Source organism: Promicromonospora sp. NPDC052451 (genome assembly GCF_044547525.1).
In the GTDB taxonomy this organism is placed as follows: Bacteria; Actinomycetota; Actinomycetes; order Actinomycetales; family Cellulomonadaceae; genus Promicromonospora.
Genome location: NZ_JBIUAP010000001.1, coordinates 416,611 through 430,979, shown reverse-complemented (window position 1 = coordinate 430,979; position 14,369 = coordinate 416,611). Strand labels below are relative to the sequence as shown.

At 75.0% G+C, this 14,369-nt stretch carries 12 protein-coding genes; 7 read left to right on the top strand and 5 right to left on the bottom strand.

The window, feature by feature from the left end; translation table 11 throughout:
* Position 1: 1 nt before the first annotated feature.
* The 4 genes from ACIG47_RS01860 (at position 2) to ACIG47_RS01845 (ending at position 3,397) form a co-directional block, all read left to right on the top strand.
* Positions 2–1,387 (top strand): sensor histidine kinase, encoded by a 1,386-nt coding sequence (locus ACIG47_RS01860; protein ID WP_397429367.1) that lies wholly within the window; start codon positions 2–4, stop codon positions 1,385–1,387.
* Positions 1,384–2,070, top strand: a complete 687-nt coding sequence (locus tag ACIG47_RS01855) for a response regulator (protein ID WP_397419206.1) — start codon at positions 1,384–1,386, stop codon at positions 2,068–2,070. Before ACIG47_RS01860 ends, ACIG47_RS01855 begins: the two co-directional genes overlap by 4 nt.
* Positions 2,071–2,310: 240 nt before the next feature.
* A complete protein-coding gene (locus ACIG47_RS01850; RefSeq protein WP_397429366.1) occupies positions 2,311–2,706 on the top strand; it encodes an SHOCT domain-containing protein in 396 nt (131 codons plus the stop codon).
* Between the two features lie 217 nt (positions 2,707–2,923).
* On the top strand, positions 2,924–3,397 hold the full coding sequence (locus ACIG47_RS01845; protein WP_397429365.1) for a hypothetical protein: 474 nt from the start codon (positions 2,924–2,926) through the stop codon (positions 3,395–3,397).
* 70 nt (positions 3,398–3,467) lie between these two features.
* On the opposite strand, the gene ACIG47_RS01840 is transcribed toward ACIG47_RS01845, so the two are convergent.
* The 5 genes from ACIG47_RS01840 to ACIG47_RS01820 form a co-directional block, all read right to left on the bottom strand.
* A complete protein-coding gene (locus ACIG47_RS01840; protein WP_397429364.1) occupies positions 3,468–5,435 on the bottom strand; it encodes a penicillin-binding transpeptidase domain-containing protein in 1,968 nt (655 codons plus the stop codon).
* Between the two features lie 250 nt (positions 5,436–5,685).
* Positions 5,686–5,871, bottom strand: a complete 186-nt coding sequence (locus ACIG47_RS01835) for a hypothetical protein (RefSeq protein WP_397429363.1) — start codon at positions 5,869–5,871, stop codon at positions 5,686–5,688.
* Between the two features lie 122 nt (positions 5,872–5,993).
* On the bottom strand, positions 5,994–7,238 hold the full coding sequence (locus ACIG47_RS01830; RefSeq protein ID WP_397429362.1) for an RNA polymerase sigma factor: 1,245 nt from the start codon (positions 7,236–7,238) through the stop codon (positions 5,994–5,996).
* Positions 7,226–7,597, bottom strand: a complete 372-nt coding sequence (locus ACIG47_RS01825) for a YciI family protein (RefSeq protein ID WP_397429361.1) — start codon at positions 7,595–7,597, stop codon at positions 7,226–7,228. Before ACIG47_RS01825 ends, ACIG47_RS01830 begins: the two co-directional genes overlap by 13 nt.
* Positions 7,598–7,753: 156 nt before the next feature.
* Positions 7,754–8,419 carry a hypothetical protein gene (locus ACIG47_RS01820; protein ID WP_397419193.1) on the bottom strand — a complete coding sequence of 222 codons (666 nt, stop codon included), beginning with the start codon at positions 8,417–8,419 and terminating at the stop codon, positions 7,754–7,756.
* A gap of 310 nt (positions 8,420–8,729) precedes the next feature.
* Between ACIG47_RS01820 and ACIG47_RS01815 the strand changes: the two genes are divergently transcribed.
* The 3 genes from ACIG47_RS01815 (at position 8,730) to ACIG47_RS01805 (ending at position 14,348) form a co-directional block, all read left to right on the top strand.
* Positions 8,730–8,978, top strand: a complete 249-nt coding sequence (locus tag ACIG47_RS01815; protein WP_397429360.1) for a hypothetical protein — start codon at positions 8,730–8,732, stop codon at positions 8,976–8,978.
* A gap of 65 nt (positions 8,979–9,043) precedes the next feature.
* Positions 9,044–12,061 (top strand): AAA family ATPase, encoded by a 3,018-nt coding sequence (locus tag ACIG47_RS01810; RefSeq protein WP_397429359.1) that lies wholly within the window; start codon positions 9,044–9,046, stop codon positions 12,059–12,061.
* Positions 12,062–12,152: 91 nt separating this feature from the next.
* Positions 12,153–14,348 carry a SpoIIE family protein phosphatase gene (locus ACIG47_RS01805; protein ID WP_397419187.1) on the top strand — a complete coding sequence of 732 codons (2,196 nt, stop codon included), beginning with the start codon at positions 12,153–12,155 and terminating at the stop codon, positions 14,346–14,348.
* Positions 14,349–14,369 lie beyond the last annotated feature (21 nt).

Below are 14,369 nucleotides of genomic sequence, written 5' to 3'. Positions count from 1 at the left end.
CATGCTGGGCACCACCCGACCCGTGCGCGACCCGGACCCCGTCGCCCCCGGGCCCTTCGACCGCCTGCGGCCGCGCGTCTTCGTCGCGGTCGCCGTGACCGTGCTCAGCACGCTGGGCTCGGTCGCCGCCGCGCGGGACCAGGCCTGGGCCGTCCAGCCCGGCCTGGCCGGCCTGCTCCTGCTGCTCGTGGCGCCTGCCGCGCTCGTGTTCCTCCTGCCCCGCCGGCCGGCGCTCGCCACGGTGGTGTCCGTCGCCGCGGCGCTGACGTTCCTGCTGCTCGGCCGGGCGTGGGGGCCCGTGCTGCTGGGACCGGTCGCGGTGCTCGCCGGCGTGATGCTCAGCGGGACGGCCCGCCGCGCGCGGGTGATCGCCTGGTCCGGCGCCGCACTGCTCGCCGGGGGCGTGGGAACGGTCGCCACGCTGCTCGCGCCGCGGCTGGAGCAGCAGCTCCGCGACAACCCGCCGGACCTGCCCCGCGAGTGGGGACCTCCTGGCCCGCCGTTCCACGGCCCGGGCTGGGCCGACGACGGCGCGTGGTTCCTCACCACCGGGTCCCTGGTCGCCGGGGCCGCGTGGCTCGCCGTCGTGCTGCTGGTCGCGAGCGCCGTGCGGGACCGGGCGGCACGACGGGTCGCCGCGCGGGCCGCCGCTCGCGAGACAGCGGCCGAACGGGAGCGCACCGCCGTGGCCTCGGAACGGCTGCGGATCGCCCGCGAGCTGCACGACGTGCTCGCCCACTCCCTGTCCGCCATCAACGTGCAGGCCGGGGTGGGCCTGCACCTGCTGGAGAAGCACCCGGGGCAGGCCCGCGAGGCGCTGACGAACATCCGGGACACCAGCCGGGACGCGCTGGCCGAGGTGCGCACGGTGCTGGGGATCGTCCGGGAGGACGGCGCCCCGCTCACCCCGACGTGGGACCTCACGGCGCTGAACCGCCTGGCCGACCAGGCCCGCGCCGAGGGTCTGGACGTGGCCGTCGACCTGCCGCCCGACGTCGGTGACCTGCCCGACCACCTCATGGGCGTCGTGCACCGGGTGGTCCAGGAGTCGCTGACGAACGTGCGCCGGCACGCGACGTCGGCCGGCCGGGTCACCGTGCGGCTGACCAGGGGTGACCGCCTGGAGGTGACGGTGGCCGACGACGGCGCCCCGGCCGGTGCACCCGCGGAGCCGGGCTACGGCCTGCTGGGGATGCGCGAACGTGTGGAGGGTGCCGGCGGCACCCTCACCGTGGGTCCTCGTCCGGACGGGACCGGCTGGCTGGTGCTGGCCAGGCTCCCGGTCCCCGCGGCCCGCCCGGAGCGTCCCGGCGGCGCCGTCGCGCCGTCGCCCGACCCGGCGGCTGCACCGCCGTCCGACACCCCCGAACCGGGAGAGACCGCATGATCGACGTCCTGCTCGCCGACGACCAGGCCCTGGTGCGCGGCGGCTTCCGCGCGCTGATCGACTCCGAGGACGACATGCGGGTCGTCGCGGAGGCCGCGACGGGCGAGGACGCCGTCGCGCTCACCCTCGACCACCTGCCCCACGTGGTGCTCATGGACATCCGCATGCCGGGCATGGACGGGCTGGCGGCGACGCGCCGGATCATCGCCGAACCCCGCGCCGCGGGGGTGCACGTGGTGGTGGTGACGACGTTCGAGCTGGACGAGTACGTCACCGACGCGATCCGGGCCGGGGCGTCCGGCTTCCTGGTCAAGGACACGGAGCCGGCGGAGCTGGTGCGGGCGGTGCGGGTCGCGGCGTCGGGCAACGCGCTGCTGTCGCCGACGGTGACGCGACGGCTGCTCGCGCGGGTCGCCGACGCGACCCGGGTGGTCGGCCCGCTGCCCGCGCTGGCGGAGCTCACGCCGCGCGAGCGCGAGGTGCTCGTCGAGGTGGCGGGCGGGCTCGCCAACGACGAGATCGCGGCGCGGCTGTACCTGTCGGAGTCGACGGTGAAGACGCACGTCTCGCGGGTGCTCATGAAGACGGGCTCGCGCGACCGCGCGCAGCTCGTGGTGCTCGCGTACGAGGCGGGCCTCGTGCGCCCCGGCTGGGCCGGAGGCGCAGCGGAGGGTGGGGGCTGAGGAACGAGGCACCCGCCCGCAGCGCAGCCGCAGGACCGGCCGGCACCGGCACAGCCTGGGCCGGAGGCGCAGCGGAGGGTGGGGGCTGAGGAACGAGGCACCCGCCCGCAGCGCAGCCGCAGGACCAGCCGGCACCACGGGTGTACCGGGCCGGGTACACAGGACTGACGACCCTGCCGCCGCGCGACGGCAGCCTGGTGGTGAGGCCGGAACGACCGGCCCAACCCACTGGAGGTCGACATGCTCACCGCGACGACGGAGGTCCTCGCCAACGGGCCCCACTACGGCTGGGGCGGACCCGGCCCGTTCTTCTTCATCTTCCCGCTGCTGTGGTTCCTGCTGTTCGCGACGGTGGTCTTCCTGATCGCCCGGCGGGCCCGGCGCGGCCCGCGCGGCGGCTGGGGCGGGCCGTGGTCCGCGCACGCGGCGGCCGGGGCGGACCCGGTGACGCTGCTGGGCACCCGCTTCGCCCGCGGGGAGATCGACGAGGCCGAGTACCGTTCACGGCTCGCCGTGCTCCGCTCGGCGGACCCGTACCCGAACGCTCACCCGGGCACCGGGACCGCGGCCGGTCCGGCGGCGCCCGACGCACCCCCTGCCCCGCAGGACCGGCCGGCGGCCGACGGCGACCGCTGACGCCGGTCCGGACGCCCAGGCCACCCCGGTGACCTGGGCGTCCGGGGCGCCGCCGCGACCCGGCAGCACCCCGGGAACCACGGTCGATCGCACCCCGGGAGCGCCCCCGGAGCACCTCCCGGAGCGATTGGCGGTGCGGCACGGGCGTGACGCTAGACTCGCGGGCGGGTGCGACGGACCGCACTCCTGAGAACCGTTGACGTGAGGGAAGTAGATCGTGAGCACCAGCAAGAACTGGGGCGCGGCCGCACTGGTCTCCTGCGCACTCCTGCTGTCCGGATGCGCGGCCCTCGAGGACATGGCCAACGACTTCATGCCCTCGGGAGAAGAGGTCCAGCAGGAGGCCGAGCCCTCGTCGGAGGCGATCCAGGCTCCGATCAGCACCGGCAAGTACAACCTGGTGGAGGCGTGCAGCGCCTTCTTCTCGGGTCCGCTGGTCACCAACATCACGGCCCTCGCGCCGGCGGTCCGGGCCCCGCTCGACGAGGAGCGCACCGGTTCCGCGAGCAGCATCAGCAAGAGCATCGGCCTGATCATCGGCGAGTCGGACGAGGTCAGCATCGCCCACCTCGAGGCGATCCGCGCACCGTTCGACCAGGCGCTCGACGGCTCCATCGCCCGGCCCAGCGCGGTCACGACGGCCATCACGTCCTACCGGAACACCTGCACCGAGGCCGGCTGGAAGGGCTGAGTCCCCGCCCCGCCCGGACACGAACGGACCCCCGGCCACCTGGTGGCCGGGGGTCCGTTCGTGTCCGGGGTCAGCCGTTCGTCAGGAACTCGCGCATCACCGGGGCCGCCGCCGTCGAGGCGAGCTCGCCCTCCTCGATGAACACGACCGCGGCCAGGTCGTTCGCGATGGCGACCGTCCACACGTGCGCCTTGGACCCGTCGCCGAACTGGGCGGTACCGGTCTTCGCGCCCACGATGCCGGGCACGCCCTGCAGCGCGGTGCCGGAGCCCTCGCGCACCACCCCGCCCATCAGGTCGCGCAGCGTGGCCGCCTCGTCCGCGGTCAGGTCGCCCGACGGCGCCTCGGGCGCCTTCCCGTCCTCGGGCTGCACCAGCCACGGGGAGACGGTGTGCCCCGCCGACACGCTCGCGGCCACGGTCGCCATGGCCAGCGGCGTCGCCAGCACCTGGCCCTGGCCGATCATCGACGCCGCGTGCTCCGTGCCCGTCGAGTCGGTCGGCACGTCACCCATCGTGCCCGCCGCGCCGAGCGCGGTGGCCTCGACGCCCAGGCCGAGCGACGCCGCGGCGTCGTGCAGCTGCTGCTGGCTGATCGCCTGGTGCTGGGCGATGAACGCGGTGTTGCACGAGTTCGCGAAGACCGTCCCGAACGGCACCGCGTCGCCCGTGGCGGACGCCGGGTAGCCGGGCACGTTCCGGAACTCGCGGCCCTCGACGGCGATGGTCGGCGTGCAGGCCAGGGGCGTGTCCGGCGTGACGCCGGACCGGAGCATGGCGAGCGACGTCGCGATCTTGAACGTGGACCCCGGCGGGTACTGGCCCAGCGTGGCCGTGTTGTACCCCTCGGAACCCGGGCCGGACGCGACCGCGAGCACCTCGCCCGTCGACGGCTTGATCGCGACGATGGCGCTGGCCAGGTCGGTGATGTCGGCGAGCGCCGACTCGGCACGGAGCTGGGTCGCCGGGTCGAGCGTGACCGTCAGCGGCTCGCCGTCCTTCTTCTCGATGGTGAACGCCTCGCGGCCCTCGCCACCCTCGGCGGGCTCGATGGTCACGGCCAGGCCGGGCACGCCGCGCAGCTGCTCGTCGTAGGCGGCCTGGAGACCGGAGAGGCCCACGACGTCGCCCTGCTGGACGGTGCCCTCCGACTCCTCGATGATCTCCGCCGTCGCCTCCCCGACCGTGCCCAGGACGCCCCGTGCGAAGTCGCGGCTCCGGGCCAGCGGCACCTCGTCCGGGATGCCGACGACGCCGGGGATCGCCATGGCGGCGTCGAAGTCGTACTCCGGGTCGCCGTCGCGGATGGTGATGACCTCGATGAACGCCTTGTCCCCGGCGGACCGGACCTGTGCGGCGATGCTCTCGGTGGTCTCCTGGTCGAGCTTCAGCACGGTGCCGAGCGGCTGGGCAGCGGTGTCCCAGCCCGGCCGGGTCTTGTCGATGCCCACGTGGTGCACGGGCGTGATGCCCACCAGGGTCTCGCCGGTGGTCGTGACGATCTCGCCGCGGGCGGGCTCGGTGCGCTCGACGGCGAGCCGCTCGCCCGGCTCCAGCCCGGGGACCAGCACGCCGGTGCTCCAGGTCGCCTGCCACTCGCCGGCCTCGCCGTCGGTGGCGCCGGGGTAGGTGAGCGGCACGACGGTCTCGTAGTCCCAGGCGGCCTCGGTCGCCACGGGCCAGCTCCACGCGAGGGTCGCGGTGGCCGTCGCGGTGCCGCCGTCGCCCTCCTCGACCGGGGTCACGTCCTTGACCTCGACGGTCCCGGCGTCCTCGCCGACCGCGGCGCGGAGCTGCTCGAACACCTGGGCGTACTGCTCGTCCGGGGACGCGGAGGTCTCCAGGGCCAGCGGGACGTCCGCCGGGGTGCCTGCCTGGAGCGCCGCGGCGAGCTGCTCGGCGGCGGGCGCCGGGTCCGGGACCGGCGGCTCGCGCAGGAGGAACCACAACCCGGCGCCCGCGGCGGCGAGCAGGACCACGACGCCGACGATGATCAGGGCCAGCCGGCCCGACCGCCGCGGAGCAGGCGGCGGAGGCACGGGGGACCCGGGTTCCGGTGGCAGTGCGGCGTATCCCCCAGGTGGCGGCGGGACCGGTGCATGACCTTCCGTTGGCGGGTGGGGAGACGAGTATCCGCTCATGCCCAGGAGCCTAAGGGGCTCGTCATGGTCGCCACGTGGAAAACATTGGGTCAAACGGGGCAAGCCTGGGTGAAATGGCACAGAGAAATGCTGCTCGATGGGAGCGAGGCCGCCGAACCCCCTGGATCTGCGGCCCCGCCCGCCGCCGTCACGCGTCCCGGTACCGCAGCCGGTCCCGGGAGCGCGTGGCGAGCTGCAGGGAGGAGAACGCCGGCACCGCACGGCCGGCGGCACGGATCTTGTGCTCACGCCGGTTCAGCAGCTCCATGCGCCGCAGATCACGCTCGATCCCGGCGACGTCGCTGCCGGTGACCGCTGCTGTCCTCGTGGTCATGGTGGTTCCCCGTTCCCTGGCTCCTCGTGCGGGCAGCCCTCGGATGACAGGGACGCACGGGAAGCGTGTTTCGTTGGGAGGGAGGCCCCGACCCGGCGGTCTGTGACGGCCGCGCCGGGAATTCACCCGACGGCGGCCGCCCGCGCGGCCACGAACGCGCGCAGCGCGGGGTCGGTGGTGAGGGACAGCGCCTTCGCGTACGCGGTGCGGGCCGCCCCGGTCGCGCCCGACGACGCGAGCAGGTGCGCCCGCGTGGCCCACAGCGGCTGGAACCGGCCTGCCGCCGGGTCCGACACCGTGGCGTCCAGCTCCGCGAGTCCCGCCGCCGGCCCCTCGACCCGGCCGAGCACGGCGGCCAGCGCGACGCGCCCGCCGAGCGTCGGGGCGACGCGCAGGAGCGCCCGGTGCAGGGTGAGCAGCGCGGGCCAATCGGTACGCCCCGTCCGGGCGCGGGCGCAGTGCGCGGACTGGACCGCCGCCTCCAGCCGGAACCGGCCGGGCGGCCCCGCGCCGGGTGCCGTCAGCGCGCGCCGGAGCAGCGCCTCCCCGCGCTCGATCAGCGCACCGTCCCACAGCGTGACGTCCTGCTCGTCGAGGGGGACGAAGGCGCCGTCCACCTCGCGTGCGTCGGCGCGCGCCACGGAGAAGCAGAGCAGCGCGGCCAGCCCGAGCACCTCGGGCTCAGGCAGCAGGTGCGCCAGGAGGAGCGCGAGCGCGAGGGCGTCACCGGTGAGGGAGCCGCGGACCTCGGGCGCAGCGCCCCGCCAGTCGATCGCGTAGGCGCCGTACACCGCCTCCAGCACGGGCGGCAGCCGGTCCGGGATCTCGGCGCGGCCCGGGACGCGGAACGGGATCCGTGCGTCACGGATGCGGCGCTTGGCCCGGACCAGCCGCTGCGCCATGGTCGGCGCGGGCACGGCGAAGGCCGCCGCGATGTCCCGGGCCTCGACGCCGAGCACGGTCTGCAGCATGAGCGGGGTGCGGATCCCCGCCTCCACCGCGGGGTGGGCGCAGACGAACATGAGCTCCAGCCGGCGGTCCCCGATCGCGTCGGGGTCGGGCAGGTCGGGCGGCGCGGCGGGCTCGGGTCCGGCATCGGGCGGCGCGGTGGTCCGGTGCGCGGCGGAGCGGTAGAGGTCCCGCAGCCGGTTGCGGGCCACGGTGAGGAGCCAGCCGTCCGGGTTGCGCGGCACGCCGTCGTCGGGCCAGTGCCGCAGAGCCTGCTCGAACGCGTCGGCGAGGGCGTCCTCGGCGCGCTGGATGTCGCCGTCCCGCGCCGCGAGCAGAGCCAGGAGGCGGCCGTACGACGTGCGGGCCGCCGCGTCCGCGGCAGCCCGCACGCCGGCGCGGTCGGTCAGCGCGTCCACGTGCCGTTCTCGAAGTGGGTGGCGCTCGGGCGCACCTCGACGGTGCCCCACTGGACCGAAGGCGCCTTCTGCGCCCAGGCGAGCGCGGCGTCCAGGTCCGGCACGTCGACGACGAACGTGCCGCCGAGCTGCTCCTTGGTGTCGGCGAACGGGCCGTCCTGGACGCGCAGCTCGCCGTCGCGCACCGTGACGGTGGTGGTGGCCGACGACGGCTGCAGCACCTCCGCCGACAGCAGCACCCCGGCCTGGTCCAGCGCGGTGGCGTAGGCGGCGAACGCGCGCTGACCCTCGGCCAGGGCGTCCTCGCCGAGGTGCTCCGGCGTCATCTCCGGGTAGTGCAGCAGGATGGTGTATCGCATGGTTCTGTCCTCCGGTCGGTGTCTGTCTGACACCGGGGTGACGATCTCGTGGGGTCCCGATCGACAGGCCGGGAGAACTCGTCCGGGTCAGGCCGGGCACGACGCGGGCCGGGGCGCCCCCTGGTGCGCCCCGGCCCGTCCTTTCGTCGGCCGGTGTCAGGCGGAGGGTGCCGCCTTCACCACCGGTCCCCACGCCAGCGGGTCCAGCGTGCGGGCGTCGGCGTCCGCGGTGCCGGCCCAGCGGCGCGCATCGGCGATGGTGGCGGCGAGCAGCTCGCGCAGGCGTGCGTCCACGTCGGGGACGAAGGCCTCGGAGATGCCCTGCACCGCGGTGGAGACGACGCTCGGCGCGGCGTCACGGACGAACCGCTTGGGCCGCACGCTCGTGCCCGCGCAGAACCGCTCGGCCCAGGCCGCCGTCTTCGGCACGGCCGCGAGCGCGTCCTTGCTCTCCGGCGCGAGGGTCCCGGCCGGCCTGTCCTCCAGCACGTCGAGCATCCGCTCCGACCCGAGGATCGCCACGGCGAGCGTCTGCTGGCGGTCGGCGGGCGAGATCGGCAGCGCCGTCTGCGCGGCGCGCAGCGCGATACGCACGTCCCAGCGCGGATCGGTGCTGGTCAGGCCGATGACCGACGGGATGAGCGGCGCCAGCCGCGGACGCGCGTGGTCCGCGGTGAGGTCGTTCACCGCGCGCGCCAGCATCGCGATCAGCGGGTGCGTGCAGGCGGGGTGGTCGCTCCACTTCTCCCCCGCGAGGAAGGAGGCGAGCTCCATGAAGCACGCGCCCTTCTTGGGGTTGCGGTGCTTCCCACGCCCCAGCATGGGCAAGATGTCGTACGTTCCAGCTTCGGTTCCGGTCACGATCCACCCCCGAATTGGGTCCGCTACTTGTTCCAGTGTGCGTCCGGTGTGACGTGGATCGCAATAGTGCGCCTGTGAAGCGCCTGGATCTCGCCCGGTACGCGGCACCTCAGGCCGCGCGGACCACCTCAGGGGTACCTCAGACGGCCGCCTGAGGTACCCGGCCGGCCAGGACTGCCCGATCGCCCGATCCACGGGCCGGGACCTCAGGACGAGTGTCTTCCTCATCAGCCGGACGGGCGCACGGCCCGCCGGGGCACCAGGAGGAATCATGTCGCTGTGGGGACCCGCCGCCGAGGCGGAGATCGAGTACCGGCAGGCCGAGCTGCGCAAGGCATGGGGCGGCCGGCGGACCGACGACCAGGGCCGGGCCGGCCGGCGCGCCGAGCGCCGGGCCGACCAGGGCGCCCGGCACCGGGCGGGCCGGCGCACCGAGCACCGGAGCCGCGCGGAGCAGATCCAGGAGGGCATCGCGGGCATGCGCCCGGCACCGGCCGCACGTCACGGCCTGTTCGCATGACGGAGGCGGGCGTCGGGGCAGAAAAGGCCAGGGGGAGTGTCGGTGACCGGTGGCACGATGTGCAGGTGCGACGGTCCACGACGATCCCTCTGGTCTCCCGGCAGGAGCAGGTTGCCTCCCTCCTGCTGGCGGTGGGGCGCGCCTCGGCGGGCCGACCGGGCCTCACGCTCGTGGGCGGTGACGCCGGCATCGGCAAGACCCGGCTGATCAGCCACGTCGCCCAGGCGGCGGAGCAGGCGGGGGCCAGCGCCGTCGTCGTGCACTGCGTGGACCTGGGGCAGGTGGGCATCCCGTACCTGCCGTTCACGGACGCGCTGACCCAGCTCCAGGCCGGGGCCGCGGGGCCCGAGGCGGCCGCGCGCGTGGCCGACCTGGTCAAGGAGCGGCCGGCGCTGTGGCGGCTGCTGGAACCAGGCGGTGGCGGCGACGCCGACCACGACGAACGGCTCCAGCTCTTCGAGGGGATCGCGCGCAGCCTGGCGGTCGCCGGCGCACCCGAGCGACCCCTGGTCCTGGTGGTCGAGGACGCCCACTGGGCCGACGCGTCCACCCGGGACGTACTCCGCTTCCTCGCCGCCCGCGCCCGGTCGGAGCACGTCCTCCTGGTGGTCACCTACCGGTCGGACGACGTCGACCGGCGTCATCCGCTGCGCCCGCTGCTCGCCGAGCTGTCCCGGCTCGAGCACGTGGAGCGGATGGACCTGCAGCCGTTCGACGCGGACGAGCTGCGCGAGTTCACCACCGCCCTGGCCGGGCGGCCCCTTCCGCCCGCCGGGTTCGCCGAGGTGCTGGACCGGTCCGAGGGCAACGCGTTCTTCGCCGAGGAGCTGCTGGACGCGGGTCCGGACTCCGCGAGCCTGCCCTGGACGCTGACCGAGGTGCTCCGCACCCGGCTCGAACGGCTGGACCCCGAGGTGCAGCAGGTGCTGCGCATCGCGTCGGTCGCCGGGCGCCGGGTCCGGGAGGACCTGCTGCGGGCGGCCGCCGCCCGGTCGGGCGCACCGGACGTCGACGCCGCCCTGCGCGAGGCCGTGACCCAGCAGGTGCTCGTGGTGTCGGGTGCGCACCTGGAGTTCCGGCACGCGCTCCTGGCCGAGGCCCTGTACGCGGACCTCCTGCCGGGCGAGCGCTCGGCGGTGCACCGCGCCTACCTCGCCGTGATCGAGCAGGACGGGCCGGACGGCATGCCGGTCGGCAGCGCCGCGGAGCGCGCCCACCACGCCTTCGAGGGTCACGACCTGCCCGCCGCCCTCACGGCCTCGCAGGACGCCGCGCTGCGCGCCCGCCGCCTGCTCGCGCCCGAGGAGGAGCTGCGGCACTGGGAGCAGGTCCTGTCCCTGTGGGAGTCGGTGCCGGACGCCGAGCAGCGGATCGGCCGCGACCGGGTCGACGTCGCCCTGTCCGCCGGCGAGGCGGCCGCCCGGGCCGGTGACGCGATGCGCGCGGTGAAGCTGACGCGGCGCGCGGTCGAGGGCGTCGACGACCCGGTGCGCCGGGCAGCGCTGGAGCACGTGCTGGTGCACCGGTACCTCGACCTGCCGACGTGGGACGAGACGCCCGGCCAGGTCGAGACCACCATCACGGACCTGCGCGCCGCGCTGGCGGTGCTGACGCCGCGCAGCCCCGACCGGATCTGGACCAACGCCCTGCTGGCGCGGCTCGCGATGATCATCGACCTGGACGAGGACGCCCGTTCGTACGCCGAGTGCGCCGTCGAGGAGGCGCGCGAGACCGGCCAGGCCGGGGCCCTCGCGATCGCCCTGTCCACCCTCGCGGTCCTCGACGTCGCGGACCCGGACCGGGCCTCGGCGACCCTCGACGAGGCGCGCGCGGCGGCCGTCGAGGCCGGGGACGTGCTCACGGAGATGCGCACCCTGTACAGCGGCACGGCCAACCGGTTCTACGCGGGGGAGCTGGAGGCCGCGGAACAGCGGGCGCGGCACGCGCTGGCCCGGGCGGACGAGCTCGGCCTGGCGTGGAGCACGCCCACGGTCAACCTGCGGATCCTCCAGGAGGTCATGCTCTACTTCCGCGGAGACCTCACCGAACGCAGCAGCGCGGGCGTGCCGGCCACGTCCCGGCACGTCATGGACGCGACCCGGATGTACGCGGCGGTCGCGCGGGGCGACGAGGACGCGATCGAGCGCGGCGAGGCGCTGATCGACCACTGGGGCAGCGACGGTCAGATCGCCCTCATCGGCGGAGGAAGCCTGGTCGATGCCTTGACCTGGGCCGGCCGGTACGACGACGCCGCCGCGCTGGCCGAGCGCATCACCGATCACCTGGGCGAGGTGTGGACGGAGGTGTTCCTCGGGCGGATCTGGTTGTCCACGCTGGCCATCGCCGCCCTGGCGGACGCAGCCGAGGCCGAGCGCACCGCGGGACGGGCGGGAGCGCCCGGTTCTGCGGCCGCCGCGGCGGTCGAGACCCGCGCCGGCGCGCGGCTGGACCGCGGTGACGCGCTCCTCGCCGTCGCCCGCGAGACGGCCCAGCGGGGCCGCCCGCGCGGCGGCGTGCTCGGCCCCGAGGGGCGAGCCTGGCTGCAGCGGGCCGCCGCGGAGAACGCCCGCCTGCATGCCGTGACGGGGTTCGCCGCGGGCGAGAGCGACGAAGGACGAGCGGCCACGCTGTGGCGCGAGGCGGCCGACGCCTGGCAGAAGACGGTCAACGCCTTCGGTTTCGGCTACCGCTACGAGGTGGCGCGCTCGCGCTACCGCTGGGCGGAGGCGCTCCTCGGCGCCGGCGAGCGGGGGGCAGCCGAGGTCGAGGCGGCCGAGGCTCTCTCGGAGGCCGAGGACATGGGGGCGCGGCCGCTGGCCGACGCCGTCCGGGCCCTGGCGCGGCGGGCACGGCTCGACCTGCCGGGCGTCCGCCGGGCGACGGCGTCCACCCTGACCGAACGGGAGGAGGAGGTGCTCGGCCTGGTCGCACAGGGGCTGTCGAACCGGCAGATCGGCGAGCGCCTGTTCATCTCGACCAAGACGGTGAGCGTGCACGTGTCCAACCTGATGGCCAAGCTCGGCGCCTCGGGACGGGCGGAGGCGGTGAGTCTCGCGCACCAGCGCGGTCTCCTCGAAGTGTGACCGTAAGCCCCGCAGACTACCCGCTCAGTGCAAAAGGGACACATCCGGTACATCTATCGCGCACGCGCACTTCTCTCGCAATACTGAGCAGATGCCGACGGACCTCCAGGCGTTGCGAGACCTCGAGCACGTCGGTCTTGGATCACCTACCGCTGACGAGGCATTCGACCGGTTCGCCCGCCTGGTCCGGCGCCACCTGAGGGTTCCGGCTGCCGTCGTGTACTTCGTGGTCCGGGACGGCCAGGTGCTCGCCGGGGCGTCGGGCATGCCGGAGCCGATGCAGTCCCAGCGCCTGCTCCAGCACCCCGGGACCGTCACCAGCGTGATCACCACCCGGGGTGAGCCGGTGGTCACGGCGGACGCCCGCCTCGACCCCACGCTGCGCGACACCTACCTCGTGCGCGAGATGGGCCTCGTCGCGCTCGCGGGGTATCCCGTCTTCGACCTGCGGGGCCGCGCCGTCGGCGCGCTGTGCGCGGTGGTGGACGAGCCGCGCGAGTGGTCCGGCGACGACCTGGACTCGCTCGCCGACCTCGCGGCGTCGTGCACGGCCGAGCTGCGGCTGCGGGCCGAACGGGAGCGCGCCCGGCGCATCCAGGAGACCGCCGTCCGGGCCAACCGGCGCAGCCGGTTCCTGCTGTCGCTGAGCGAGGCGTTCGCCAACGCGAACACGATGGACCAGGTCGAGGAGGTGATCATCGAGGTCGCCACCGCCGGGATAGGGGCCCGGTACTGCGCCTTCGCCGTGGCCGACGCCGACGGCCGGGGCGTCACCTACCGCTCCCTCGTCCACGCGGAGCCACAGTTCCCCCAGCGGTTCCGGCAGGCCAAGCTGGACGACCACCGGCCGCTGGCCGAGGCGGCCCGCACCGGCCGGCCGTTGTTCTTCCGGACGAGCGAGGAGATGCACGCCGCGTACCCCGGGTTCCGGGAGTACTGCGACCCGGACGTCGAGGCCCGGGCGTTCCTGCCGGTCGTGACGGCCGGCGCCGTGGTCGCCGTCGTCATGCTGGCGTGGGAGCGCGACCGGGGACCCGACAAGGACTCGTACGCCCTGCAGACGGGCCTCGCGCACTACACGGGCCACGCGCTCGAGCGGGCGCGGCTGCTGGAGGAACGCCGCGAGTCCGCCAAGACGCTGCAGCGGGCCATGCTCAGCCGCCTGCCCGAGGTGCCGCACCTCGACATGGCGGCCACGTACTCGCCCGCCACCCGTTCGGACCAGATCGGCGGTGACTGGTACGACGCCGTGGCCGTGGACGACGACACGACCATGTTCATGATCGGCGACGTGACCGGGCACGACATGCGCGCGGCCGCCAAGATGGGTCAGCTCAGGTCGCTGCTGCGGGCGTTCGCGTGGAGCCACGACGAGTCGCCGTCGGCGCTGCTGTCGCTGCTAGACAAGGCCAACTCGGGCCTCGGGCTGCTCGCCAGCGGGACCGCCGTGGTGGCCCGGCTGGAACGTGTCCCAGGCGGCTACCAGCTCACCTGGTCCACCGCGGGTCACCCGCCGCCGCTCGTGCTGCGGCAGGACGGGAGCGTGGAACGGCTCTCTGCGCTGCCGGACATGATGCTCGGCATCCGCCCCACGGCGAAACGCACCGACCACGTGGCGACCCTGCGGCCCGGTGACACCCTGCTGCTCTACACCGACGGGCTCGCCGAGCAGCGCGGAACCACGCCCGACCAGTGGCTGAACCGCCTCCAGAAGACGCTCGGCATGCTGGGCGACACGGCCACGGCCGCGCTGCCGGTCACCCTGGTGCGCCGCCTGGCGTCGGACGACCAGCGGGACGACGTCGCCGTGCTCGCCGTGCGGGTGCGGGCGACGGCGCCGTCCGGCCCGCCCTCGCTCGGCCGGCCCGCCACGGCGGAACGCAAGCTGGCACCGTCGCTGTGCGACGTCGGGCCCGCCCGGATCTGGGTGGACGACGTGCTGGAGAGCTGCGGGGTGCCCATGCCGCTGCGGCGCACCGTGATGCTGCTGACCTCCGAGGTGCTGACCAACGCCGTCGACCACGGGCAGGCTCCGTTCACCGCGACGGTGGAGGTCGACCTGGAGAAGCTGCGGGTCGGGGTGCGGGACTCGTCGGTGGTCCAGCCCGAGCTGCGCGACCCGGCGGTGACCGAGTTCGGCGGGCGGGGCGTGCAGTTCCTCGAACGCCTGGCCTCGCGGTGGGGCGTGGACCGGCACGGCGTGCCGCCGGCCACGGACCGCCCCCGCGCGGGCCGGGTGAACCGGCGCACGGGCAAGACCGTCTGGTTCGAGCTCGACCTGACCTGACCGGTGGGGTGAACTTCGGCC